Annotated in this window: 18 protein-coding genes; 8 read left to right on the top strand and 10 right to left on the bottom strand. The window is 71.0% G+C overall.

Annotation, left to right across the window (positions count from 1 at the left end; genetic code table 11):
* Positions 1 to 153: 153 nt before the first annotated feature.
* From LNK82_RS00240 to LNK82_RS00210, 8 genes are all read right to left on the bottom strand, one after another.
* Entirely contained in the window at positions 154 to 1,272 is a 1,119-nt protein-coding gene (locus LNK82_RS00240; protein WP_230564817.1) for a carboxylate-amine ligase, read from the bottom strand.
* Between the two features lie 456 nt (positions 1,273 to 1,728).
* On the bottom strand, positions 1,729 to 1,851 hold the full coding sequence (locus LNK82_RS46430) for a hypothetical protein (protein ID WP_268995563.1): 123 nt from the start codon (positions 1,849 to 1,851) through the stop codon (positions 1,729 to 1,731).
* A gap of 229 nt (positions 1,852 to 2,080) precedes the next feature.
* Positions 2,081 to 2,335, bottom strand: a complete 255-nt coding sequence (locus LNK82_RS00235) for a hypothetical protein (RefSeq protein ID WP_230564816.1) — start codon at positions 2,333 to 2,335, stop codon at positions 2,081 to 2,083.
* Positions 2,336 to 2,632: 297 nt separating this feature from the next.
* A complete protein-coding gene (locus LNK82_RS00230) occupies positions 2,633 to 4,228 on the bottom strand; it encodes a family 20 glycosylhydrolase (RefSeq protein ID WP_230564815.1) in 1,596 nt (531 codons plus the stop codon).
* Positions 4,229 to 4,464: 236 nt separating this feature from the next.
* Positions 4,465 to 5,328, bottom strand: coding sequence for an ABC transporter ATP-binding protein (locus LNK82_RS00225; protein ID WP_230564814.1), 864 nt, complete (start codon positions 5,326 to 5,328; stop codon positions 4,465 to 4,467).
* Complete coding sequence (locus tag LNK82_RS00220; protein ID WP_230564813.1) at positions 5,325 to 7,112, bottom strand: dipeptide/oligopeptide/nickel ABC transporter permease/ATP-binding protein; 1,788 nt, start codon at positions 7,110 to 7,112, stop codon at positions 5,325 to 5,327. Before LNK82_RS00220 ends, LNK82_RS00225 begins: the two co-directional genes overlap by 4 nt.
* The gene (locus LNK82_RS00215; protein WP_230564812.1) at positions 7,109 to 8,050 is read right to left on the bottom strand and encodes an ABC transporter permease; all 942 of its coding nucleotides are present in this window, start codon (positions 8,048 to 8,050) and stop codon (positions 7,109 to 7,111) included. The genes LNK82_RS00220 and LNK82_RS00215 overlap by 4 nt, the downstream gene beginning before the upstream one ends.
* Positions 8,051 to 8,054: 4 nt before the next feature.
* Positions 8,055 to 9,593 (bottom strand): ABC transporter substrate-binding protein, encoded by a 1,539-nt coding sequence (locus tag LNK82_RS00210; protein ID WP_230564811.1) that lies wholly within the window; start codon positions 9,591 to 9,593, stop codon positions 8,055 to 8,057.
* Between the two features lie 159 nt (positions 9,594 to 9,752).
* Between LNK82_RS00210 and LNK82_RS00205 the strand changes: the two genes are divergently transcribed.
* The 4 genes from LNK82_RS00205 (at position 9,753) to LNK82_RS00190 (ending at position 15,518) form a co-directional block, all read left to right on the top strand.
* A complete protein-coding gene (locus LNK82_RS00205; protein ID WP_230564810.1) occupies positions 9,753 to 10,388 on the top strand; it encodes a TetR/AcrR family transcriptional regulator in 636 nt (211 codons plus the stop codon).
* Between the two features lie 56 nt (positions 10,389 to 10,444).
* Entirely contained in the window at positions 10,445 to 12,715 is a 2,271-nt protein-coding gene (locus tag LNK82_RS00200) for a glycoside hydrolase family 3 C-terminal domain-containing protein (RefSeq protein ID WP_230564809.1), read from the top strand.
* 29 nt (positions 12,716 to 12,744) lie between these two features.
* Complete coding sequence (locus tag LNK82_RS47470) at positions 12,745 to 13,920, top strand: glycoside hydrolase family 1 protein (protein WP_230564808.1); 1,176 nt, start codon at positions 12,745 to 12,747, stop codon at positions 13,918 to 13,920.
* Positions 13,921 to 14,015: 95 nt separating this feature from the next.
* Positions 14,016 to 15,518 (top strand): alpha/beta fold hydrolase, encoded by a 1,503-nt coding sequence (locus LNK82_RS00190; protein WP_230564807.1) that lies wholly within the window; start codon positions 14,016 to 14,018, stop codon positions 15,516 to 15,518.
* A gap of 504 nt (positions 15,519 to 16,022) precedes the next feature.
* Here LNK82_RS00190 and LNK82_RS00185 read toward each other — a convergent pair.
* Both LNK82_RS00185 and LNK82_RS00180 read right to left on the bottom strand, forming a co-directional pair.
* A complete protein-coding gene (locus LNK82_RS00185; RefSeq protein ID WP_230564806.1) occupies positions 16,023 to 16,676 on the bottom strand; it encodes a cupin domain-containing protein in 654 nt (217 codons plus the stop codon).
* Between the two features lie 27 nt (positions 16,677 to 16,703).
* Entirely contained in the window at positions 16,704 to 18,035 is a 1,332-nt protein-coding gene (locus LNK82_RS00180) for an adenosylhomocysteinase (protein ID WP_230564805.1), read from the bottom strand.
* Positions 18,036 to 18,521: 486 nt separating this feature from the next.
* Between LNK82_RS00180 and LNK82_RS00175 the strand changes: the two genes are divergently transcribed.
* The 4 genes from LNK82_RS00175 (at position 18,522) to LNK82_RS00160 (ending at position 24,257) form a co-directional block, all read left to right on the top strand.
* Positions 18,522 to 18,755 carry a hypothetical protein gene (locus LNK82_RS00175; protein ID WP_230564804.1) on the top strand — a complete coding sequence of 78 codons (234 nt, stop codon included), beginning with the start codon at positions 18,522 to 18,524 and terminating at the stop codon, positions 18,753 to 18,755.
* A 651-nt stretch (positions 18,756 to 19,406) separates the two neighbouring features.
* Positions 19,407 to 21,809, top strand: coding sequence for a tetratricopeptide repeat protein (locus tag LNK82_RS47465; protein WP_230564803.1), 2,403 nt, complete (start codon positions 19,407 to 19,409; stop codon positions 21,807 to 21,809).
* Between the two features lie 434 nt (positions 21,810 to 22,243).
* Positions 22,244 to 23,791 (top strand): carboxylesterase/lipase family protein, encoded by a 1,548-nt coding sequence (locus LNK82_RS00165; protein WP_230564802.1) that lies wholly within the window; start codon positions 22,244 to 22,246, stop codon positions 23,789 to 23,791.
* A 325-nt stretch (positions 23,792 to 24,116) separates the two neighbouring features.
* Positions 24,117 to 24,257, top strand: a complete 141-nt coding sequence (locus LNK82_RS00160; protein WP_230564801.1) for a hypothetical protein — start codon at positions 24,117 to 24,119, stop codon at positions 24,255 to 24,257.
* The last annotated feature ends 683 nt before the right edge of the window (positions 24,258 to 24,940 follow it).

Here is a 24,940-nt window from a genome sequence, read left to right as displayed (position 1 = left end):
AGATGACGACGATGTACGACACTTCCTTCACCCGCACGAGAACAGGAATCACCCGAAAACACCAACGGATGTCCTGCCTGTGCGGTTCGACGTGCAGAGCTCGACGCGGAGGAAGCAGGACCGGTTCGTCGCCTGTCGCCGCGCTGTGCCCGGTCACGTCCCGGCATTCCGGCCGATCGGTTCGGGTTCGTGCCTGACGGTCCCGCGGACGAGCATGGCGAGCACGCCGGACAAGCCGTGCTCGGCCGCCGCACGGCGTTGTCGGGTGGCCGCACCACCGTCGTTCAACACCCGGTCCAGCAGTGATCGCACCTCGTCGAGGTCGCCGGACGCGGCCAGAGCAGGTGTGATGTGCAGGAGGAGCCGGGCAGCCAAGGTGGTCGCGGGTACCCCTGCACCGGTCCAGGGGTCGACCGCCCGACCGGGCGGACCGTATCGGGCGGCTGCCCACAGCGCGTCGGCGAGCACGACGTCGCTCAGGCGGCGGGCCTCCCGCCCCGCGTCGAGGTCGGTCAGGGCGGTGCGCACGAGCCCTCGGACCAAGGCGGCGTAGAGCACCGCCTCGTCGACGGTGGCCGCCGCGTCCCCGACCCGCACCTCGACGGTCGGCAGGTGGTCGGACAGCCGGGCCGGCCGCAGCCCGCCGTGGTCCGGTGGCAGCAGCCCGCACTCCTTGAGCCGTGCCAGGTCGGCGTCGTACTCGGCGGCCGAGGCGAACCACGGGGGAATGCCGGAGCCGGGCAGGCAGTGGTACACCATCATCCGCCAGCTGTGGAACCCCGTGTCCCGGCCCTGCCGGAAAGGTGAGTTCGCGGTGAGCGCGAGCAGCGTCGGCAACCAGGGTGCCAGGTGGTTGAGCACCGCCACGCCGGTATCGCGGTCGTCGACGCCGACGTGGACGTGGCAGCCGCAGATCTCCTGGTCGGCCAGGATTCCCCCGCACACCTCCCGCAGCGGGCGGTAGCTGGCGTCCGGGTTGAGCGGCGCGGGTCGCGTGCCGTACAAGGGGTACCCGACCGACACCGGAGCCAGGCCTTCGGCCTCGGCCGCGCGGGCCAACGTCAGGCGGTTCCGGATGAGGTCCTCGCGCAGACCCGCCAGGTCCGTGCACACGCCGGTGTTCGTCTCGACCTCGCTGTCCCACAGTTCGCGCTGGAGACGGCAGCCGTGGCCCAGACCCATGTCCGCCGCCCGCTCCAACACCGACACGGCGTTCCCCGCGGACCACAGCGACGTGCGGTCCACCAAGAGGAACTCCTCTTCCACCCCCATCGTGACACCGGCCGGCCCAGATGCCGACCGCGGCGCCGGCATCGCGGGAGCCTCACCTCGCTGCATCGTCGGCTGCCTTCCGGTCGGGGAAGCCGTGGGCGGTGGTCGCGCGTCGGCACGCACGTCGTAGGAGGACTGGCCCACCGCGCCCGGCTCCTCCCGCGACGACACGCCGCGCCCGCCCGGTGCCGCTTCCTGTTCCGCCGGTCCGGGGGTGGGCCGCTCGCACCCGAAGGCGGATCGCGCGGCGGCACGCGGATCCGGGGTTTCCGAACCTGGCACCGAACCGCCCGATCCCCGCGATGTCCATTCCCCACCCCATGTCTTCACGTGGAACCGCCCTGCGAAGGAACCGAAGAAGGGGTGCCCCGTTCGGATCCGACTGGAACCTGTGCGACGAAGGCTTTGCACTCGTGGAGTAACCGGCAGTTCCCCGAACGAGTGAACCCAGATGCATCACGGTGCTTCCACCTCCGGTCGGGCTGCCCCCGGCGTGGCGAGCACGGTGTCGTGGGCGGTCAGCCCGAGGTTGTTCAGGGTGGCCGCCACGCCGTCGGTGGCGCCATGGCGGCGGAACAAGGTGAGGGCTGCGTGGCAGAGGTCGCGTCGTGGGGCGGTCCGGCGGGGGAGCGCATCCGGCAACGGATCGAGCGGATCGAGGTGCGCCTGGACCGACGACTGCCCGGTGCCGAGCCGGTGGTGATCGGCAAGCGGACAGCGTCCATCGGCGTCGCGCGCTCTACGCGGCGAAGCGCAATGGCCGGAACCGGGTCTGGTCGGCGAGCCGATGACGTTTTCTCAACGAAGTTCAGTGCCGGGCGTTGTCAAGGACGAGGGCTGCTCGGGTGATGGCGCCGATGCGGCTGGGACTGATGGTCACGTACCACAGGGCGTGCCATCGTTGCTCGAGTTCGGCGGCGGTGCGTTCGCCCAGGGCCCGGACGCTGCGCAGGAGCCTGTCCTCGTTGGCCAGGGTCGGCAGCCTGTCGCGGGCGGCCTCGTATAACGCCGGCAGCACGTGGGCGCGCGCGACACGCAGGTCGTGGAACGAGCCGGGCTCCACATCGGAGACCTGCAGCGGGTGCCGTCCGGGGCTGACACGAACTGGGTGTTCCCGGCGAAACGGCGGCCTTTGCCCGAGTACCGCAGTCGTTGCCGTTCTCCGTCATCCCTTCCACCCGTCGCAAGCTTGGGTTCTAGGAGTCGTCGCGACACCCCAGTTCGGGGGATGCGATGGACTTCGAGGTTCGGGACCGGTCGGTCAGCCTGGGCGGTCGGCGTCTGACGCGTGGGTGTGCGGCTCACCTTGCGCTCATGCGTCAGGGTGCCGGCGACCGGGAAGCGTGCAGGATCGTCGGGATCAACGTCCGGACCGGTAAGCGTCGGCGCAAGGAGCGGCCCGGTACGCGGCGTGGAAACCCAGGGCGTTCCACGTGCCGACGTGCCGGGCGAGGCGGGACGCGTGATCGGGCCAGTCGGTGATCTGCCTGGTCCACGCCTTCTCCGCGGCACCCGCGAGTCGCGGCAACAGCAGGAACGCCAGGTCGTCGAACGACTCGACCGTCTCGCACCAGATTGCCGCCTCGACACCGGCGACCCGCGCCCCGGCCGCCGTGATCTCCGGTAGGGCGCCGGGGTGCCAGGCGAACGCCTGCTCCGGGCTGCGCGCCTCGTAGTCGGGGTGCCCCGCGCGTCGACGCCGTCGTTCCGATCCCTCGTCGGCCGCGGCGTCCGCGTAGGGGCGGTCGAAGTAGAGCATCGTATTGGACGACACGAGCACCGGAACACCCGCCGCCGCCGCTGACGGCACGTCGTTCGGTGCGAGGGCGAACATCTCGGCGGCGTCCTCGATCACGGGGTGCAGCGCGGCCGGCGCGCGTTCCTTGAGCCGTTCGGTGTCGAAGGCGTTGTCGGGGCCGATCCAGTACTGCAGCACGTCGTCCCCGTCGAGGCACTCGGCACGGGCGGCCTCCTGCCAGGCCACCACCCGTTTGCCGCGTGACCGGAGCAACGCGTGGGCGTCCCGCACGAACCGCCGGTATGCGTGCGTCGGCATGCCGAACGGCTCGTCGGCCCCCAAGTGCACGAACGGCCCCGGCGCCAACTCGACCAGCTCTTCGAGGACGTTGCGGGTGAACGCGGCGGCCTCGGGGACGTCGGGGTCGAGGTAGCGCACGTACGGGTGCACCGGCTCGGCGTCGCCCTGCAGTTCCGGGTAGGCGGCGAACGCGGCGGCCACGTGGCCGGGCACGTCGAACTCGGGGATCACCGTGACGAAGCGCTCCGCCGCGTACGCGATGATTCGGGCGAGTTCCTCCCGCGGGTAGAAGTCCGCGGTCGCACCGGGGGAGGAGCCCGTGAGCCCCGGACGACCGGCGACCTCGGCCCGCCACGCCTGCGAGTCGGTGAGGTGCAGGTGCAGGACGTCGAGCTTGTACCAGGCGAGCAGGTCGATGACGCGGCGGATCTCCGCCGGCGTGGAGTAGTGCCGCACGACGTCGAGCGAGAGGCCGCGCCACGCGTAGGCGGGCCCGTCTTCGATCACGACGGCGGGGACCGAGCGCGCGTTGATGAGCTGGAGCAGCGTGGTGAGCCCGCGGAACGCGGCTTCGTCGCCCACGGCCTCGACCAGCACTCCGTCGGGGCGAACCGTGAGCCGGTACCTCTCGTCGGCTCCCACCGCGCGGGGATCGACGCCGTCCGGCGGAGGCAGGTGCGTCAGCCCCAACGCGACGGGGGCGCCCACCACGACCGTGACGTCACCCCGGGGTACCCCGGACGCGGTGGCCCGGACGTCGAGCCCGTGCAACCGCTGCGCCCAGGTCCGGAACCAGTCGGCCACCCCGGGAGCCAAGCCGGGCGGCACGGCGACCGTGACCGTCCCGGACGTCCCGAGCGGCACCGATCCTGGCTGCGTGGTGATCCGCGCGGGAAGTGGCACGAGGGGCAGCGTCATGGGGTCTCCGTAAGCTTCATGCGGCCGAGGAGAGCCGGACGTGGCTGATGATGTCCTGTGCTCGGTGGCTCCCGAGCAGTGGCCGTCCGGCTCTTCGGCATCGACTCCGGCGACCTGGCCGCCTTCGCCGATGACGGCCACCTCGCCGCGGCCGCCGGACTGGTACCGGCGCCCCACGACTGCGGGCACAGCAGAGGCAACCGGCGCCGACCCGAACGCCAGGCGGCTCGCCGTCGTCATCGGGACTCCTCGGCTCGGCGTTGGGCCAACGCCGTCCGCCGGGCCCGCTGGGCGGTGGGGTCGGCGACGGGGGCGGACAGCAGGAGGCGCTGCGTGTACGGGTGGCGGGGCGCGGTGGTGACCTGCTCGGCGCCACCGGACTCGACGATGCGACCGCGGTGGATCACGTTCACCCGGTGGCTCATGTACCGCACCACGGACAGGTCGTGCGAGACGAACAGGTACGCGACGCCGGTCTGCTCCTGGATCTCCAGCAAGAGGTCCAGCACGGTGCGTTGGGTGGTGAGGTCCAACGCGGACACCGGCTCGTCGCACACGACCAGCTCGGGGCCGATCGCGAGCGCCCGCGCGATCGCGATGCGCTGCCGTTGCCCTCCGGAGAACTCGCGCGGCAGCCGGTGGGCGGCGTCGCCGGGCAGGGCGACGCGATCCAGCAGGTCGACCACCTGCCGGCGGGCCTCCCGCCCCGGCGTGCCCTGCGCGTGCAGCGGCTCGGCGAGCGTGTCCCCGACCGGGATGGACGGGTTGAGGGACGCGTACGGGTCCTGGAACACCACCTGCAGGTGGCGGCTGAGCAGGCGGCGCCGTCGGGCGGAGGCGTGCTCGATGCGCTCGCCGCGGAACTCCACCGCCCCGCTGCGCACCGGCACGAGCCCGAGGACGGCCCGCCCGATCGTGGTCTTGCCGGAGCCGGACTCGCCGACCAGGCCCACCGTCTCACCGGGCCGGATGTCGAGCGACACGCCGTGCAGGACGTCCACGCGCGGTGCGCGCCACCCCTTTCCCGGGAACGACACGTGCAGGTCGCGGATGGCGAGGACCGGCGCGGGCGGTGGATCGGACAACGCGCTGCCGCTCATGCCGGCACCTCCGCGGTTCGCGGCGCGACCCAGGCGGGCCGCGCGGGGACGTCGTCGAGCACGGCCTCGACCAGGGTTCGCGTGTACGGGTCACGCGGGTGCTTGAGGACCTGCTCGGTGGTCCCGGTCTCGACGATGCGACCGGCGTTCATCACGGCGACGCGGTCGCAGAGGTCGGCGACGACGCCGAGGTTGTGCGTCACCAGCAGCACACCCATGCCCCGTTCGGCTTGTAGACGGCGCAGGAGGTCGAGCACCTCGGCCTGCACGGTCACGTCGAGCGCCGTGGTCGGCTCGTCGGCGACGAGCAGTTTCGGATCGCAGCTCATCGCACCCGCGATGAGCACGCGCTGGGCCATGCCACCGGAGATCTCGTGAGGGTGGGCGGCGAAGACGCGCCGGGGATCGGCGATCTCCACCTGGCGCAGCAGTTCGAGCGCCCGCTCGGTCGCGGCCTTGCGGGACAGGCCGAGGCGCACCCGGATCGGTTCCACGAGTTGGCTGCCGACGGTGAACGCGGGGTCGAGGTTGCTCATCGGCTCCTGCGGCACGTACGCGATGACGTTGCCCCGCAGGGCGCGGTACTTCTTCTCCGGGAGACCGACGACCTCCGTTGCGGCGACCAGGATGCTGCCCCGCGTGACCCGGCCCCCCTCGGGCAGGATGTCCAGGACGGAGAACGCGGTCTGCGACTTGCCGGATCCGGACTGGCCGACGAGGCCGACGATCTCACCCTCGGCGACGTCGAGGTCCACCCCGTGCACCACTTCGACGGCGGTCTCGCCATGGCCGTAGGACACCGCGAGGTCGCGCACGGAGAGCAACGACGCCCGTTCGCCCGCGGTGTCCACCGTGGTCGGTTCGGCGACCTTGGCGCGCCGGGCCGACCGCGGGTTCGGGGGCGTGACGCCCCGATCCTCCAGGACGTCGCGGAGCGCGCTCGCCAGCAGCACGAGTGCGCCGCTGGTGAGCCCGAGCGCCAGCCCCGGCCACAGCATCAGCAGGGGGTCGCGCTGGATGTTCTGGAACGCCTCGTTGAGCATCGCGCCCCAGGTCGGCGCGTCACCGCTGCCGATGCCCAAGAACTCCAGGCCGGCCTGCAGGCCGATGGCGATGCCCGCGACGAGGGCGACCTGGATGATGATCGGCGCGCGGACCACGATGAGGACGTGCCGCGCGATGATCCGGCGATCCCGCAGGCCGGACACGCGTGCGGCGTCCACGTAGAGCTCGCGGCGCACGGTGGTCACGATGCCGCGCACGAGCCGGAAGAAGCTCGGGGCGACGAGCGCGCCGAGGACCACCATGAGGACCGGCACGGTAGGACCGAGGATGGCCCGGGACGCGAGCAGCACGATCATGGCCGGCAGTGCCATCACGAAGTTGCTCGTCCAGGTCGCGAGGGAGTCGAACCACTTGCCGTAGTAGCCCGCGACCAGACCGCCGGGAACACCCAGGGCCAGGGCGACCGCGAGGGCGATGAGCGCGCCACCGAGGCTGTTGCCGCCGCCGTGCAGCAGGCGCGACCAGACGTCGCGGCCCGCCGAGTCGAACCCGAGCGGGTGACCGGGTTCGGGTCCGGCGAACGCCTTGCTCAGCTCGGCCGCGCCGGGCTGGTGGCCGGCCAGCACCGGCGCCAGCAGCACAGCGCCGACGATCAGCGCCAGCAGGACCGCCGAGGTCATGGCCTGCGGGTTGCGCAGGAACCGCCGTGCCGCCGTGCCGCGACGGCGCCCGGACGCGTCGGCGGGCACCGGGCCGCCGGTCGTGAACGCCTCGCTCATGCGGTCCTCGCCTTCGGGTTGAGCCACCCGACGAGCACGTCCACCACCAGGTTGATCACGACGACGCAGACGACCGTCGTCATGACCAGGCCCATGATGATCGGCGTGTCGCCGCGCGTGGTGTAGGTGACGGTCATGGACCCGATGCCGGGCAGGCCGAAGATCTGCTCGACCAGCACCGCCCCGCCGAGCAGCCCGACGAACTGCATGCCGAGCACGGTGAGCGCCGGCGCGGAGGCGTTGCGCAGCACGTGCCGGAACAGCACGCGCCAGGGCGGCAGACCGCGGGCGCGCAGCGTTCGGACGTAGTCCTGTCGCAGCACGTCGATGACCGAGCCGCGAACCTGCTGCGAGACACCGGCCACCGACGCGACGGACAGCGACAGGATCGGCAGGGCGACCGTGGACAGCCACCCCGGGACGGACGTCGTCAGCGGGATGTAGCCGATCGCCGGGAACCACCGCAGTTGCACGGCGAACACCAGCACGATGACGAGGGTGACCAGGAAGCCCGGCAGGGCGTACCCGACCACGCCCAGCACCTGCACGAACCGGTCCACGGCGCCGCGCCGGACACCCGCCCACACCCCGAAGAGGAAGGCGAGCACGGCGGTGACCAGGGTGACGCCGAGCATCAGGCTCAGCGTCACCGGCAGCCGGTGGCCGATGGCGGTCAGCACGTTCTCGCTGGTGAACCACGAGGTGCCCAGGTCGCCGGTCACCGCGTCGCCCAGCCAGTCCGCGTAACGGGCCAGGACCGGCCGGTCCAGGCCGAGCGCCGCGCTCTTGGCGTCCACGACGTCCTGCGGCGCGGCCTGACCGACGAGCTGCCGCGCCACGTCGAGGTTCGGCACCGACAGCAGCACGAACGAGACGAAGGAGATGACGAAGAGCAGGAAGACACCCGCGGCCAGGCGGCGGAGCACGAACCCCGGCATGGTGTCAGCCGGCCGGCTTGTAGTTGTACAGCGAGGGGACGGCCATGCCGGACTGGGGCAGCGCTGTGACGCCGCTGTCGGTGACCAGCGCGTAGGACATCCGGTAGAACGGGACGAACCACGCGTTCTCCACGAGGTGGCGGTTGAGGGCGCGCGCGTCGTCCTCGGCCTCACCGGCCGCCGCGGCCTGGATCTTCGGCACCAGCGCCTTGACCGTGTCGTCGGTGTAGCCGAACAGGTTGAACGTACCCGGCAGCACGAGGTCCTTGATGACCAGCCAGTCGTTGGCGGACTGGCCGAGGTTCATCACGAACCCGGAGAACTCGCGGTCGGAGAAGATCCGGCGCAACGCGTCGCCCTGGTCGACGGCCACCCACGTGAGGGTGATGCCCACGTCGGCGAGGTCGGACTGCAGGGAGGAGGCGATGGCCTCCGTGACGATGGAGCTCATCCGCGGCATCTTCAACTCGAAGCCGTCGGCGTGCCCGGCCTCCGCCAGGAGCCGCTTGGCCGTCTCAGGGTCGTGGGCGTAGTGGGAGTCCAGCTCTTCCTGGTACCCGGCGGTGTCGGTGCCGAAGACCTGGCTGGTGATCGCGCCCTTGCCCCGGCGGATCTGCTCGAGCATGGTCTTGCGGTCGATCGCGTGGTTGAGCGCCTGCCGCACCCGCACGTCGGCGAGTTCGGGGGTGAGCTTGCCCGCGCGGTCGAACAGCAGGATGCCCTGGTAGTCGAAGTCCACCGGGGTGGTGGTGAGGCCGACCGCGCCGTCGAGGCTCGACTGCTGGTTGGCGTCCTGGATGACGGCCGTGTCGACCTGTCCGGTCTTGAGGCCGTTGACGATGGCGGTCTCGTTGTCGAACGCGGTCATCGTGACGCCGTCGAACGGCAGGCGCTCGCCCCAGTAGCTCCCGGTGCGGCGGTAGACCCACTTCGTCCCGATGACGGTCTGTGCGCTGTCCAATTCGTACGGTCCCGTGCCGTCGGGGGTGGTCTTGAGCTTCTCCGCGTCCGCGAACGCGGCCGGGTTGGCCATGAGGCCCGCCGCGTCGGACAGGTAGTGCAGGTAGGCGGGGTCCGGGGCGTCCAGGTGCAGCACGACGTGCGTCGCGTCGACGACCTCGACCTGCTTGAGGCCGGAGAACCACTTCGCGTTCGCGCCCGTGCTCGCCTTGAAGCGATCCAGGTTCGCCTTGACCGCCGCGGCGTCGAACACCGAGCCGTCGTCGAACTTCACGTCGTCGCGCAACGTCAGCGACAGCTTCGTGCGGGTCTCGTCCCACGTCCACGACGTGGCGAGCATCGGGCTGTACGCGCCGTCGGGCTCGCGCTTGAGCAGCGAGTCGTAGGTGGCCTGGAAGAAGGGCAGCGCCCCGCCGATCGCGGTGACCGGGTCGAGGCTCTGCGGGATGGTCATCGTGGCGATGTCGAGCGTCGGGTCGCTCTGGCCCGCGACCCCGCCGCCCGCTCCGGAGCACCCGGTCAGCGCCAGGGCGACCGCCACCGCGCCCGCCGTCCCGACGGTCGGAAACCTGCGGATCCTCATGGGCAACTCCTGTTCTGCGTGCCGGGCTTCGTCGCCCGCGTACCGGGTCGGATCAGACCGACCTAGAACTCACCATGTGGTAAGTTTTACGGGTCACATGGTAGGCACATCGGCGGGCTCGATGTCCAGACCACTTCGATAACGCCGCGAGGAGACACGATGGCGAGTGCAGGACCCGACCGCGTGAAGAGCGGCTCGCCGATCCCCGCCAAGCGGTACACGAAGGGCGACCGCACCAAGGAGCGGATCACCGACGCCGCGGCGGAGCTGTTCGCGAAGTCCGGTTACCTCGCGGTGTCGCTGCGGGACATCGCCGCCGCGTCCGGGCTGACCCACGCCGGCGCCCTGCACCACTTCCCGGGCGGGAAGGACGAGTTGCTCATGCGGGTGCTCGAACGACGCGACCAGATCGACGCCGACGTCCTGTTCGACGAGCACCTCGACGCGTGGGACCACCTCGACCAGCTGGTCCACATCGTCGAGCGCAACGCCATGACGCCCGGTCTCGTGGCGCTGTACGCCAAGCTCTCCAACGAGGCCAGCGATCCCGACCACCCGGCGCACCGGTACTTCCTGCGCCGTTACGAGATCCTCCGCGAGCACTTCGCGAACATCCTCGGCGAGGTGTCGGACGGCCGACTCGACCCCGAAGCGGCGGCGCAGCAGCTCCTCGCGCTCCTCGACGGGCTGCAGACGCAGTGGCTGCTCGCCCCGGACGCGATCGACATGCGCGGTCGCCTGCTCGACTTCCTCACCCTGCTCGGCATCGACACGACCCGCTGGAAATCGGGCTGACCCTCGGACGCCGAAGCGCCGCCCCGTCACGCTCATCGATGAGGAGACCGTCCACAATGGCCGACCACGAGGCCGAGCGCGCTCCGCTCGCGCTCAAGGCATCGCTCACCTCGGGCAGCGACACCTGGCACTCGACCGGGGCACCCGGCCTCGTGCGCTCGTTCCTGCTCGCCGACGGGCCTCACGGCGTGCGCCGCCAAGGTGAGGGCGGCGACGCGCTCGGGATCGGGACCAGCGTCCCGGCGACGTGCTTCCCGCCCGCGGTGGCCCTCGGTTCCACGTGGGACCCCGAGCTGGTGCGCCGCGTGGGCGAGGCGCTGGGCCGTGAGGCCGCCGCGCTGGAGGTGGACGTCCTCCTCGGTCCCGGCATGAACATCAAGCGCTCACCGCTGGGCGGGCGCAACTTCGAGTACCTGTCCGAGGACCCGCACCTGACGGGACGGCTCGCCGCCGCCTACGTCGAGGGCGTCCAGTCCAGCGGCGTCGGCGCGTGCGTCAAGCACTTCGCGGTCAACAACCAGGAGACCGACCGCATGCGGGTCTCGGCGGAGGTCGACCAGCGGGCGCTGCGGGAGGTCTACCTCCGCCCGTTCGAGCACGTGGTGCGGATCGCACGCCCGGCCGTGGTCATGAGCGCCTACAACTCGATCAACGGCGTCCCGGCGAGCGAGAACCCGTGGCTGCTCACGCGCGTGCTGCGCGAGGAGTGGGGTTTCGACGGCGTCGTCGTGTCCGACTGGGGCGCGGTGAACGACCGGGTCGCCGCGCTGCGGGCCGGTCTGGACCTGGAGATGCCGCCGACCGGCACGGACGCGGAGGTCGTGGCCGCGGTCGAGCGGGGCGAGCTGGACGAGTCGGTGCTCGACGCGGTCGTCGACCGCCTGCGCCGCTTGGAGGAGCGCGTCGGCGCTGCCCGAGCACGTGCGACCGAGGAGGAGCTGGCCGCGATCCGACGGGACAACGCCGAGTTGGCCCGTGAAGCCGCCGCACGAGCGGCCGTGCTGCTCACCAACGACGGCGTGCTCCCGCTGGACCCGTCGTCACCGGACACCGTCGCGGTGATCGGCGAACTCGCGCGCACCCCGCGTTTCCAGGGCGGCGGGTCGTCGCGCATCGTCCCGACCGAGCTGTCCTCCGCGCTGGACGCGCTGACCAGGAGGCTGGGCGCGGTCCGGTTCGCGCCCGGGTACACCGCGGACGGCGTCGCCGACGAGGCGTTGGTGCTCGCGGCGGTCGAGGCAGCCCGTGACGCGCAGGTCGCCGTGGTGTTCCTGGGCCTGCCCGAGCACGCCGAGTCCGAGGGCTTCGACCGCACGACGATCGACCTGCCCGCCGATCAGGTCGGCCTGCTGGAACGGGTCGCCGCCGTCGCGCCGCGCGTCGTCGTCGTGCTGTCGAACGGCGGCGTCGTCTCGGTGGCCCAGTGGCAGCACCACGCCAACGCGGTGCTGGAGGGCTGGTTGCTCGGCCAAGGGGCCGGCGCCGCGACGGCGGACCTCCTGCTCGGCGACCGGTCGCCGTCTGGCCGGCTCGCCGAGACCATCCCGCTGCGCCTGTCCGACCACCCCAGCTACCTCACGTTCCCCGGAGCCGACGGCATCTCCGTCTACGGGGAAAGCGCCTTCGTCGGCTACCGGCACTTCGACACGCTCGGCCGGCCGGTCGCGTTCCCGTTCGGGCACGGCCTCACCTACACCCGGTTCGAGTACTCCGACCTGCAGGTGACCGAGGTGGCCGAGAACGCGTGGGAGGTGACGTTCTCGGTGGCGAACACCGGACAGCGGGCCGGGCAGGAAGTCGCCCAGCTGTACGCGGGTGTGGTCGAGCCACACCCCACCCGGCCCCGCTCGGAGCTGCGCGGCTTCGCCAAGGTCGACCTCCGGCCCGGCGAGACGACGACCGTGACGCTGCCGTTGACGGCCGCCGACCTGCGGACGTGGGACGTGCGCGGTCAGCGCTGGGCCTTGGCGGCCGGTGAGTACGCGGTGCGCGTGGGCGCCTCCTCGCAGGACGTGCGGTTGGAGGCCACGGTCCACAGCGACGGCGACCGCGTGCTGGTGCCGCTCACCGCGCAGTCCACCATCGCCGAGTGGCGGGCCGACCCGGCCGGGCGGGAAGTGCTGGCCGCTCTCCTGGGGCAGACGGCCCTGGGCGCCACCCGATCGTCGGTCGCGCCCGAGCTGGTCCGGATGTTCCTGTCCATCCCGCTGGACAAGCTCCGGTCGTTCGGCCTCGGTGTCACGGCGGAGACCGTGGCGAAACTGGTCGCCGAGGCGCGAGCAGGCCAGGAACAGCTCCTCGCCGCCGGCGCGTACCGGCGCCCGTGAATCCCCGAGACGACCGCGGAGGAAAGACCGTGAGCGCCACCTTCCCCGACGACTTCCTGTGGGGCGCCGCGACGGCCGCGCACCAGGTCGAGGGCAACAACACCGCCAGCGACCTGTGGGCGTTCGAGAACGCGCCCGACTCGTTCCTGCCCGAGCGCAGCGGCGACGCGTGCGACAGCTACCACCGGTGGCCGGAAGACCTCGACATCGTCCGGGACCTCGGCCTCACCAGCTACCGGTTCAGCATCGAGTGGGCCCGGGTCGAACCAGCGCCCGGCCACGTCTCGCGGGCGCAGCTCGCGCACTACCGGCGGGTGGTCGAGGGCTGCCTCGAACGCGGCTTGACGCCCGTGGTCACCCTGCACCACTTCACCACGCCGCTGTGGTTCCGCGCGGCGGGCGGTTGGACCGGGGACGACGCCGTCTCCCGCTTTCGCGCCTACGTGCGGTCGGTGCTGCCGATCCTCGACGGCGTGGAGTGGGTGTGCACCGTCAACGAGCCGAACATGGTCGCGATGATGAGCGCCATGATCAAGCGGGGCGAGCGGAAGGAGAACGTGGCCGGCGCGATGCCTCCGCCGGACCAGGACGTCGCGGACGCGTTGATCGCGGCGCACCGCGCCGCCCGCGAGGAACTGGCCGCGTTGCCCCGCGTGCGGTCCGGCTGGACGGTGGCCAACCAGAACTTCCAGGCCGCGGCCGGCGCGGACGACCTCGCCGCCGAGTGGGCGCACTCCCGCGAGGACCAGTTCCTCGACGTCGCCGGAGACGACGACTTCATCGGCGTGCAGGCCTACACCCGGGTCGTCATCGGGGACGGCGGCCCGATCGAGCCCGACCCCGACGCGCGCAGGACCCTCACCGGCTGGGAGTTCTACCCCGATGCGCTGGAGGGCGCCGTCCGGCACACCGCGGATCGGGTCGGGCCGGCGGTGCCGATCCTGGTCACCGAGAACGGCATCGCGACGGCGGACGACGCGGAGCGGATCGACTACACCCGCGGCGCCCTGGCCGGCCTGGCGCGCGCCATCGCGGACGGCGTGGACGTGCGGGGCTACCTGCACTGGTCACTGCTCGACAACTACGAGTGGGGCTCGTGGACGCCGACGTTCGGCCTGGTGTCGGTCGATCGCGAGACCTTCACCCGGACGATCAAGCCCAGCGCGCGCTGGTACGGCCAGGTCGCCCGCACCGGGATCCTCTGACGCTCGCCCCGCGACCGGCGCCGCACCTGCTTCGGCTCGATGCGCCGTCGGGAAGCACCCCTGCGATTCCCCCACAACGAAGTGGAGAACCCGCTATGCGCATCCTGACCGCACTGGTCGCGGTGGCGATCGCGGCCGGTGTCGCCGTGGCCACCCCTCCGGCGGCGCACGCCGACCACCCGGCGCCGGTGAACGTCTGCGTGGCCGGCGTGCCCGAGATCGATCCGTTGGAGCCGGGACCGGCGAACATCTGCCTGAGCGTGTTCAAGCCCGCCTCCGCCTCGCGGGACAGCCGGGTGCCGGTGCTGCTGCACGGCGACGGTTGGGGCGGTACCCGCACGTCCGCGCCCGGCTCCTTCCAGCGGTACCTCGATGCGGGTTTCGGGGTGGTGAGCTTCGACCAGCGTGGCTTCGGCGAGAGCGGCGGCAAGGCGCACGTGGCCGATCCGGCGTTCGAGGGTGAGGACGTCATCCGGGTGATCGACTACGTGGCGTCGTTGGACTGGGTGCGCCGCAACGGTCCGAACGACCCGGTTCTGGGCGCGGTCGGCGGGTCGTACGGTGGCGGCTACCAGTTCGCGGGGGCGTTCACCGAGATCATGAGGACCGGTCGGACGCGGTTCGACGCGTTGGCGCCGCAGATCACGTGGCACTCGCTCAACGACAGCCTCGCCCCGAACGGCGTCGTGCGCAGCACGTGGGTCACCGCTCTGTACGCCATCGCCCCGCGAGCGCACACCTCGACCATGCACGCCGGTTACGCCGAAGGGATGCTGACCGGTGACTGGCCGACCACGATGGACGAGTTCTTCCGCGACAACGGTCCGGCGCACCACGTCGAGGCGGGTCGTCGGTTGGACATCCCCGTGCTGTTGCACCAGGGCGTCAGTGACAACCTGTTCCCGCTGGACCAGGCGATCGACAACTTCGACCGGGCGTTGACCCCTCGGGCCCGCGCCAACAGCCTGCTGGTCGGCTACAACGGCGGTCACACGCTGCCCACGGCCGTCCCGAGCGGTTACGCCGTGGCGGGTGACACGTGTTCCGCCGCGTACGGGGGCTATGACGACTTGGAGCTGCGGTTCCTGGCGGAGAACCTGCTGGGTGCGCGACGCACGCTCACCGGTCACGGGCGTTATCACCTGATGACCGCTGAGGGTGGTTGCGTCAGCGTGGACTCGGTGTCGCCGACGACCGCGGTCGCGCTGCCGGATGTCGTGACCACGGCCGGGGTGGGCGTGCCGCAGGCGATCAAGGTCGCGGACGGCCCGCTCACGGTCGCCGGGTCACCGGTGCTGGACGCGGTGGTGAGCACGCTGGGGCTGGACAGTCGGGCGTTCTTCGCGCTGAGCGTCGGCAGGTCACCGCTGGACGCCAGGGTGATCCAGAACAACGTGATGCCGCACCGGGAGCCCAGCCTCACCCTCGGTACCCGCCGCACGATCGAGTTGCCGTCGGTCGCCGCCACGATCCCCGCGGGTCAGTCGCTGTTCCTGACCGTCACCCCGGTCGCGGACATGTTCGTGTTGCACGGAAGCCGCACACCGAGCGCGATGGTGCTGCGCGACGTCACCGCGCACCTGCCCGTCGTGCGGTGACACCGCGGTCGGCGCACGTCTTGGACGGCGGCATCGCCCTTCGCAACGGCCTCCCGCCATGACGGGCCGTCCGGGCTGCCGTGCGGCCGTTCGCGGAGGACCCGAGGTCCTTCATCCCAAAGACTTCTCCTCACGGTGCAGTCGGCCGCCGGATCCGCTCCGGCGGATCTCATCCCCGCCTTGAGGTGAAGAGCGTCCACGCGTTCGCCGGGGAAGTGAGATTGCGTGGGCGTAGCCGGCACCGCCGCGGACACTGTTGTCGAGCGGAACCCTTGGAGGCACCCTGCTTCACGTACGCGGGTGACGGCGTCGCCCCGAACCCCGGCAGCCCCACACCGCGCGGACGGCGGCTCAGACGCGCCGGCCGTAGGGGACACCACCAGGAGGCAGGGGACGCCCCACTCCGATCGGGCCCGGAACCGTTCACCGCGGTCCACACCGGACTGGAGCAGCAGGCTGGTCGAGTCCGCGTCGACGGCGGGACGTCAGGCGGCGCACCGGGGATCAGGACCGCTCGTGATCCGCTTCCAGGATGCGGTAGTCCTCTTGGTCCCAGCCGGGGGACACGACGCAGGTGATCAGGACTTCGGCGGGCTCGGCGGGTTCCGCGGCCTGCCAGGTGCCCGCGGGCACCAGCAGATTGGGTGTGTGTCCCTGCGTGAAGCCGCCGCCCAGGATGTGCTCCTCCGGATCCGCGGGTGCCTCGCCGCGGCCGCCGAGCAGCATCCGCAGCGGCGCCCCCGACTGCCACAACCACAGTTCGTCGGGGCGCACGACGTGCCAGCGGGAGCGTTCACCGGGTCCGAGTGCGTACTGCAGCGCCGTAGCGCTCTCCCGTTCAGCGGGATAGCCCTCCGGGCGGAAGGCGTGCCCGGTGTGCCAGATCTCCCTGGCCCAGCCGCCTTCGGGGTGCGGCAGGAGGTCGAGACGCCCGGCGATCGGCGGTCGGAGCGCGATCTCCACCGCCGTACCCCGGATGTCCCGGCACAGGAAGCGAACCCTGGGGGCGAGACCGAAGTGCGGTTCCACGACCACGAGGGGGCGTTCGTCGTCGACCGGCCGGCTGTTGACGTGCTCCAGGACCGCGGCGTCATCGGCGAGGCTCAGCGCGTCGGGGTCATCGACATCACCGGAGGCGATCCAGGAGCGGTAGGGCATGAGGTGGAGCATGGTGCCTTCCGAGGTTCAACGCGGAGCGAAGCTGAGTTGGTCGTCGTACTGCCGTTGCTCGAGGTCCTGCCGGTCGATGGACACCTCCAGCGCCGCGAGTTTCGCGCGGGCGATGTGCTGCTGCACCTCCTGCGGCAGCTGGTGGACCGTGTTCGACATGCGAGAAGCGTTCTTGACGAGGTGCTCGACCCCCAGCGCTTGCGCGGCGAAGCTGATGTCCATGAGCCCCGGCGGGTGACCGGAGGACCCGGCGGTGTTCACCGGGTAGCCCTCGGCCAGGAGGAACCTCCTGCGCCCACGTCCATCGCGGTACTCGGTGACCAACGGCAGCACGGTGCGGCTGTCGGACGCGGTGTCGGCGAGGGTCGCGACGTCGATCTCGCCGTTCCCGTGGCCGGCGTTGACCAGGGTCACCCCGTCCTTCATCCGGGCGAAGTGCGACCCGTTGAAAATGTTGATGTTGCCTGTCGCGGTGATGAACAGCTCTCCCACCTCCGCGGCGTCGTCGGCGGGCATCACCCGGAAGCCGGATGTCACCGCCCACAGCGCACGGACCGGGTCGACCTCGGTGACGATGACGTCGGCACCTCTGTGCGCGAGCGCCTTCGCAATTCCCCGTCCACACGCGCCGAAACCGGCGACCACGGCGCGCAGACCGTAGAACAGCGGATGGGTCAGGCGGGTGATCGCGTCGAGCGTGCTCTGCGCCGTACCCATCTCGTTGTCGAAAAGCTGTTTGATCGGACTGCCGTCTATTCCTATCACCGGGAACCTCAGGTGCCCTTGATCGGCGAAGCGGTGCAACCGCCGAACACCGGTGAGGGTGTGCACCGACGCGCCGAGGATGGTGGGCACCAGTTCCTCACGCTCGGCGTAGAGGAGTCCGAGGAGCCCGTCCGCCTCGTCGACGATCACGTGCGGGTGGTGGTCCAGCGCGGCCAGCAACCTCTCGCGGTCGCCATCCAGGTCGTCCAGGCCCGGGGCGAGCACGGTCATGCCGTGGTCGCCGAGCCAACCCGCGACGTCGGAGTCGGTCGACATGGGGTTCGACCCGCACACCACCAGGTCGGCGCCGGCGTCGCGGAGGGCCGACAGCAACGGCACGGTCGACGGCAGCAGGTGCACGTTGACCGACAGTCGGCGCCCGGCCAGCGGCGTCTCGGCGCGGAAGCGCTCTCGGAGCGCCCGCATCACCGGCATGTCGCGGTCGACCCAGGAGATCTTTTCCGCGGTCCGGTCGGAACCGCTCATCGCGCTCTCCGTCGCAGCCCTGCGGCGACCCCGTTTTCCATTTCCCGATCGTCTGCTTCGCTTCTCGCCAGCGCAAGTTCGGGCCGTAGCAACCACTCGTGTGCCGCACGTCGATCCTCGTTCCCTGCGACATGCCCACGTACGGTCGCCCTCGCCGGCGACTTCCCGTAAATATCGGGTCATGATTTACCCTGACCGAGTGATGAAGGCCGCATCGGTCACTGTGCGCTTATGATCTTTTCCGGTCATCACGGTTTGGCAAACTCGGCCTCTTTCTCTTGTGACGATTACCCGGGAGGTGCAGGCTGCCCTACAGCGCGAACCCGGTGGACTTCCCCCGGTAAGGCCGGCCTGAATGGCGGATGCGGCCACGCTGCACCGACACCGTCTCGACGAGGTGGTCGCACCCGTGGTCGACAACATCCGCGCCACCGGACGCGCACGACGTCGTACACCCGAACTCGCCCCGACGAGACACCCGACTGAAAGGCAAACGGCATGCGAAGCGCACACCGGGCGGCAGCGGCCATGGCACTCAGCCTCGCCGCTTTCGCAACGACGACCACATCGGCCTCCGCCTCGTTGAGCAGAGCGGAGGGCACGTTCTACTACGTGGACCTCGTGGGCGGCAGCCAGATGATCGAGGACCCCGAAATCGGCGACTGCCACCTCGTGTCCACATTGGGCACCAGCGTCTACAACGCGACCAACGCCACGGTCGTCCTCTACACCGACACCAGTTGCGCCGTGCTGGCCAACCCGGTGCCCCCAGGCAGCTCGATCACGTTCCTGTTCAAGTCCTTCCGATTCGTGTGATCCACCAGGCACGACGTCGCCGGCACTCAAGCACTGCGGCGCGGCGGTGCTCGGCGACCTCGGCCTCGAGTCTCGGCGATCCGTCGACGCGCGGCTACCAGCTCGGCGTTGTCAGCGCTGGTCGTCCCGGGCACCTGTCCGCTGTCGATCAGCTCTTGGCGGTTCCAAGCGCAGATCGTCTGGGCGCTGCCTGCTCCGCGCGACGGCAAGTACGGCCAGACGTGCGACACCGTATTCCACGCCGATGACCTGCGCGTTATTGAGAGCGCGAGCGGCACACCGTCCGAGGAGCACCAGGTGGCCGTTGTCCCGTGGTGCCAGGTCGGCGAGTTCGTCCCATGCCCGTGCGGGAAAGCCATTGCCGTTCTTGCAGACCGCTCGCAGCCTGTCGAAGAACGCCTGCTGTCGTTCCTTCCTCCGGCCGGTGGCTGTCTCCTGCTTGCTGACCACGACGCAGGCAGCCGACGCCGGGCCACACCACATCCGAGAAGATCAAGCACAACCAAGATCATTCTGTTAAGAGCTCGTAGGTTCGACGTCCAGCCTGGCTGCTGAGAGTGCCACGCCAACGCCATCGCCCGCCGCCTCGACGATGGCGGATGACGGGCGTGGCGCCCGGGTAGCCCTTGGCTGCCGCGAGAGCATGGGGACGTGCAGCACAACGAGATCAGTGGCGGGCAGTTCTTCAACGCGGTCATCCAGGGGCGGGACATCGTCATCGAGTCCCCGCAGGAGATCACGCCGGCGCTGGGCGGGCTGCCCGACCGGTCGGTGGCCTTCGCGGGGCGGGACGACGTGCTGCGAGACGTGCTGGCGGCCTTGGACCCCGCAACCGAGGGGGTGCTGGTGCAAGCCGTGTCAGGGCTGGCGGGCGTGGGCAAGTCCGAACTGGTCAAGCAGGTGGCCCACGCGGCGCTCGGCAACCCGGACTGGTTCCCGGGCGGGGTGCTGTTCGCGGACCTGTCCGGGCAGGACCCGACCCGCCGCCTGGAACCGGGGCAGGTACTGGAGGGATTCTTGCGCTCGCTGGCCGTACCTCCGGCGAGCATCCCGCCGGACTTGCAGGACCGAGTCCGGCTGTACACCTCGGTGCTGGCCGCATACGCCACGCAGGACAAGCGCCTGCTCGTCGTCCTGGACAACGCCGCGGACGCGGCGCACGTGCGACCACTGCTGCCCACGGACGGGTACACCCGCGCACTGGTGACCTCCCGCCGTCGGATGGGCGGCTTGGACGCGCGGCTGGTCGATCTCGACGTGCTGACCCCCGAGGCATCCGTGGACGTGCTGCGCGACGTCCTGCGCCTGGTGGGTGGGCAGGGCGACCGGCGGGTGGACGACCACTCCCGGGACGCCGCGACCGTGGCGCACCTGTGCGGCCACCTGCCCCTGGCGCTGCGGATCGCGGCCGCGCTGCTTGCCGACGACCGGACCTGGTCGCTCGCCGAGATGGCCGTCGCGCTGGAGGACGAGCGCGCCCGGCTGGACGAGCTGAGCTACGAGGACCGCGCGGTGCGCGCCGCTTTCGACCTCTCCTACGACCGCCTCGACGCCCGGCACGCCCGGGTGTTCCGGTTGCTGGCGGTCAACCCCGGTCCGGAGCTCTCCACCCCCGCGGCCGCCCGGCTCGCCGACGTCGACGAGCGCACCGCCCGGCGGATCGCGACGGAGCTGGCCCGGGCCCACCTGATCGAGCACGGCACCGCCTCCGGTCGGTGGCGCATGCACGACCTGGTCCGCATCTACGCCGTGGAGCAGGGCGAGCGCAACGCCGAGGCCGACGACCGCGGCGCGGCGCTGGACCGGCTGTTGGGCCACTACCTCACCACGACGCAGGCTGCCGCTCGCGCGTTGTCGGGTGACCACGAGGCCGGCCCGTTCGCGAGCCGGGAGGGCGCCATGTCGTGGCTGGACGCCGAACGCCCCAACCTGACGGCCGCCGTCCACGCCGCCGACGACCGTCCAGAGGTGGTGGTCGCCCTGGTCCTGGCGGTGGACGACTACCTGGGCTCGCGGCATCGGTATCCGGAGTGGATCTCCGTCGCCGACGCGGCGGTGACGGCCGCCCGGCGGTCCGGTGACCGACTCGGCGAAGGCCGGGCCTTGACCAGCCTGGCCAACGCGTTGCGCGAGATCCACGCGGTGGATCAGTCCATCGAGACCGCGCGGGACGCAGTCGCGGTGCTGCACGCGGCGAACCGGCCGAAAGAGGAGTCGGATGCATGGTCGACCCTCTCGTTCGCCTTCGCCGCCGCCCGGCGTTTCGACGAGGCGACGGACGCCATGCACCGGAGCGCCGTGGTGCTCTTCGAGGACGCGGACAGCTCAGCGAAAGCGAGCCAGGTCGGCACCGACGAGGGAACGCTGCTGGACACGATGCGGAAGTTCGACACCGCGTTCAAGACCTACACCGAGGCGATGGCCGCCGCCCGGGAGTCCGCCGACCCGAAGGCCGCGCAGCGTGCGGGCGAAGAGCTGACCTTCGGCCTGACCGGCGAACGATCGCCCGAACGGGCCAACGAGGTACTGGCCCGTCAGATGCTCGAGGTGGAGGCCGTGAACTCCGACCCGGGGTTACGGGCTGCAGCCCTCCACTACCGGGCGCAGTCCCTGGCACGTCAGGGCCGACTGACGGAGGCCGTCGATGCCTTCGACGACGCCGTCTCGGCCATGCGGCACGCGGACCGCTTCGACGGGCTGGCCATGGCGCTGACCGACCGCGCGTTCCTGATGCGGAGCGCGGGCCGGTCCGACGAGGCCCTCGCCGACCTGGGTGAGGCGGCGGAGCTGTTCTACGACACCGGCGACCTGCTGCGATCAGGCCTGGCCCGCAACAGCCTGGGCACCGTGCTCACCGGCCTCGGTCGCCACGAGGAAGCGATCGAGGCGTTCCGCGCCGCGTTGGACACCTTCGACCAGTCGTCGCACCGCCTCGGCCGGACCAACCGACGCGCCACGCTGAACAACCTCGCCATCGCCCTGGACCGGGCGGGCAGACCGAACGAGGCCACCGAGGCCCGCCACCAGTGGTCCCGGTTCAGCTCGGGGCTGTAGCTGGTGCCGCTGTCGGTCGGGCGGGCGCAAGTGGAGCTGTATGCGCGGTGGATGCAGGAGGTCCCCCGGTTCAAGCCCTCCACCGTGTCGCGGCGGATGGCCGTGGTCGCCGGCTTGTCCCGCATCTGTGTCATCGGCCGGGTACTGGAGCACTCGCCCGCCGAGTACGTCCGCCGCCCCACGTGTCCAACGAGTCACCCGTGCTGGGCTTGTCGCATCTGCAGTCCGAGGCTGTACTCGCCGCCGCGCGGGAGTCGGACAACCCCTTCGACCTCGTCAGCGAGTACGGAAGGGATCTTGTGACGTGCAGCGATGACTTTCGAGCGGCACACGGTCCGCGCGGCCCGCCTGTCGCCCGCAGTGAACCGGTCGGACTTTGATCATCAATCGATTGGTTGATGTGTCCGGTGAGCCGGCCTGCCACTGTCTGGATCGTGAAACGACTTCTGGGGGCGATGGTCGCCGTTGGCGCGTTGGTGTCGGGTGCCACGCCGGCGGCAGCGAGCGACAACGCGGTGGTGCGTACGAGCGCCGGCCTGGTGCGGGGCACCACGCACGCGAACGTCCATTCTTACGAGGGGATCCCCTACGCCGCGCCGCCGGTCGGTGACCTGCGCTGGCACTCGCCCGTGCCGCCGGTGCCGTGGTCCGGTGCGCTGGACGCGACCCGGCCGGGCAGTCGGTGTCCTCAGGCCAGTGTCGGCGGCCGGCCCGCCAGCGTCAGCGAGGATTGCCTTCACCTCAACGTCACCGCACCGCGTGCGGCCAGGAAGGCACCGGTGCTGGTCTGGCTGCACGGTGGCGGGCTCATGAACGGGGCTGGTGGCGACTACCTGCCGACCCGGCTGGTCAAGCGAGGCGGCCTGGTCGTGGTGACCGTCAACTACCGGCTGGGGAACCTGGGTTTCCTCGGCTTTCCCGGCCTCGCGAACGGCGGCGCGTTCGGCATCGAGGACCAACAGGCGGCGCTGCGCTGGGTCCGGCAGAACATCGCGGAGTTCGGTGGCGACCCGAACAACGTCACCCTGGCCGGGGAGTCCGCCGGAGCGCATTCGGTGTGCGCGCAGCTCGCGTCGCCGGGCGCGGCCGGGTTGTTCCAGCGGGCGATCGCCCAGAGCACGGCATGTGCGCCGAGCTTCTTCGCCGGCGCGGACCTGCGACCGGTACTCGACGTGCCGCTGTTCGTGCCGCACGAGTGGCAGCAGGGACACGGCCAGAGCATCGCCGCTCAGCTGGGGTGCACGACACTCGAGTGCCTGCGCGGCAAGCCGGTGCCGGACCTGCTCGCCGCGCAGGCGTTTCCCCTGCCCGCCTTCGGGAACACGGTGCTGCCGGAGGACCCCGCGGTGGCGGTACCGGCCGGGCGGTTCAACCACGTGCCGCTGCTGACGGGCACCACGCGCGACGAGGGCACGTTCTTCGCGCCGCTGCTGCTCCCCGATCTCGGTCCCGACGACTACGTGGCCGCGTTGACCGCGCATTTCGGGTCGCACGCCGCGGCGGTCGCACAGCGGTACCCGCTCGAGGAGCACGGTGGTTCCGCGATGCAGGCAGTGGCCGCGATCATGACCGACCTCGACTGGACGTGGCCACAGCGTGCGGCGGATCGCCAGTTCGCGGACAAGGTCCCGGTGTACGCCTACGAGTTCCTCGACCGCACGGCACCGGCGATTCCCGAGTTCCCGCCCGGTGTCGAGCCGCTCGCCTCACACGGCTCCGAGCTGCGGTACCTGTTCGACCTGCGCTCCGACGACGTACGGCTGACAGCCGCACAGCGCCGCCTCGGCGACCGGATGACCGACTACTGGGCCCGCTTCGCGACCACCGGCAACCCCAACCTGCCCGGCCTGCCGACGTGGCCTCGTGTCGACCCGGCGGACACCACGCCGCACGTACAAGGCCTCGACCTCGGCCGAATCGGCCCGTTCGACCGGACTGGGCAACACAACCTGGCCTTCTGGGACGAGCTCGCACAACAGTGATCAGACCGGCGGTCCATCCCGGATCGCTCTCGGGGCTGCGGCGGCCACGGTTCTGGAAGGGCCAGCCGCCGCAGCTCGGCATGGTGCCTTGTTGGCGTCGACCCCGGTCTGCAGCTATGCGGCGACCGCCACTCGGAGCATCAGCCGGTCACCGCCCAGAGCCGGGCCGTGAGACGGCATATCCCGATCCGCAGTTGCCGGTCGCCGCGCTTCACCTCGAAGTCGGCCTGTTCGCGTAGGAGAGACGTGGGCCTTCCTCCCGCTGGGCCGACGGCTCGGTGCCGGCGTCGCCGCCGCCACGTCCGCGCAGGAACTCAACCCGCTGGTGCTGTTGTACGCCACCTCAGGCCGGCAGCGTTCTTCCGAGTTGCGGTTCGAGGTGTGCACCCTGCCCAACAGCCCCAACCCCAGGCGGACCGCCTTCAAGGTCGACGTCAAGACCAACGCGGATCCGGTCAACGGGTAGCTGCCTCAACGTCCGCATCCCGACATCGCCGGAGCGCGACGACACCCCGGCGGGCACGGGTACCGACCGGGAACCGACCACAGCCGCCGACCAGGACTACGGCGCCGTCACCGTCGTCGCGATCAACCCCACGGGGCTGAACCCTCGTCCAGTGCTTGCTCGACGACTCGACGATGTTGGGCATCGGCCCGGACGTCAGCGGCTGCGAGGAAGTCCCGATCGGAGGATGACCACGACCGCGAGCCCGCCACGACCCGACCGGCCTGGGCCACCGGCATGAGCGAGCGCCGTCCCACCGAGCGTCGCCGCGCGGACGCCCGGACCCACCACGACCGGATCTGACCGGTTGTCGTCCCGCACCTGGCGGCCTGACGTCAGACCGGTGTCGGTTGCGGGCCTGTTCGAGCGGCCGTTCCGAGGTGGTCGATGCGGGGACCAGGAGGACTCTTCGGGTGCCGGTCAGCACGATGCCGGCGGCGCGGAGCTTTGAACGCCTGCTCGGCGGTGCGGGCTCGCATTCCGGCGATGGAGGCCGGCTCGACGTTGGTCGGGTGCAGTTCCAGGATCCACATCACCAGGGTCGGTCACCCCCTGCACATGCCTTTGGACTTGTCCACGCGACTAGGCTCCTCGGTGCACCCGGCCAGCACGAAGGCGAAACCGCGCCGGCCGGGTGGTGGGTG

The sequence above is a fragment of the Saccharothrix luteola genome, assembly GCF_020859565.1.
GTDB lineage: Bacteria > Actinomycetota > Actinomycetes > Mycobacteriales > Pseudonocardiaceae > Actinosynnema > Actinosynnema luteola.
This window is presented reverse-complemented; position numbering and strand designations above follow the sequence as displayed.

Excerpts from the sequence above, each read along its gene's own strand:
- LNK82_RS00240 (WP_230564817.1), bottom strand. The coding sequence starts at position 1,272 with ATGGGGGTGGAAGAGGAGTTCCTCTTGGTGGACCGCACGTCGCTGTGG.
- LNK82_RS00205 (WP_230564810.1), top strand. The coding sequence starts at position 9,753 with ATGGCGAGTGCAGGACCCGACCGCGTGAAGAGCGGCTCGCCGATCCCC.
- LNK82_RS00225 (WP_230564814.1), bottom strand. The coding sequence starts at position 5,328 with ATGAGCGGCAGCGCGTTGTCCGATCCACCGCCCGCGCCGGTCCTCGCC.
- LNK82_RS00210 (WP_230564811.1), bottom strand. The coding sequence starts at position 9,593 with ATGAGGATCCGCAGGTTTCCGACCGTCGGGACGGCGGGCGCGGTGGCG.
- LNK82_RS00230 (WP_230564815.1), bottom strand. The coding sequence starts at position 4,228 with ATGACGCTGCCCCTCGTGCCACTTCCCGCGCGGATCACCACGCAGCCA.
- LNK82_RS00185 (WP_230564806.1), bottom strand. The coding sequence starts at position 16,676 with ATGCCCTACCGCTCCTGGATCGCCTCCGGTGATGTCGATGACCCCGAC.
- LNK82_RS00220 (WP_230564813.1), bottom strand. The coding sequence starts at position 7,112 with ATGAGCGAGGCGTTCACGACCGGCGGCCCGGTGCCCGCCGACGCGTCC.
- LNK82_RS00215 (WP_230564812.1), bottom strand. The coding sequence starts at position 8,050 with ATGCCGGGGTTCGTGCTCCGCCGCCTGGCCGCGGGTGTCTTCCTGCTC.
- LNK82_RS00190 (WP_230564807.1), top strand. The coding sequence starts at position 14,016 with ATGCGCATCCTGACCGCACTGGTCGCGGTGGCGATCGCGGCCGGTGTC.
- LNK82_RS00200 (WP_230564809.1), top strand. The coding sequence starts at position 10,445 with ATGGCCGACCACGAGGCCGAGCGCGCTCCGCTCGCGCTCAAGGCATCG.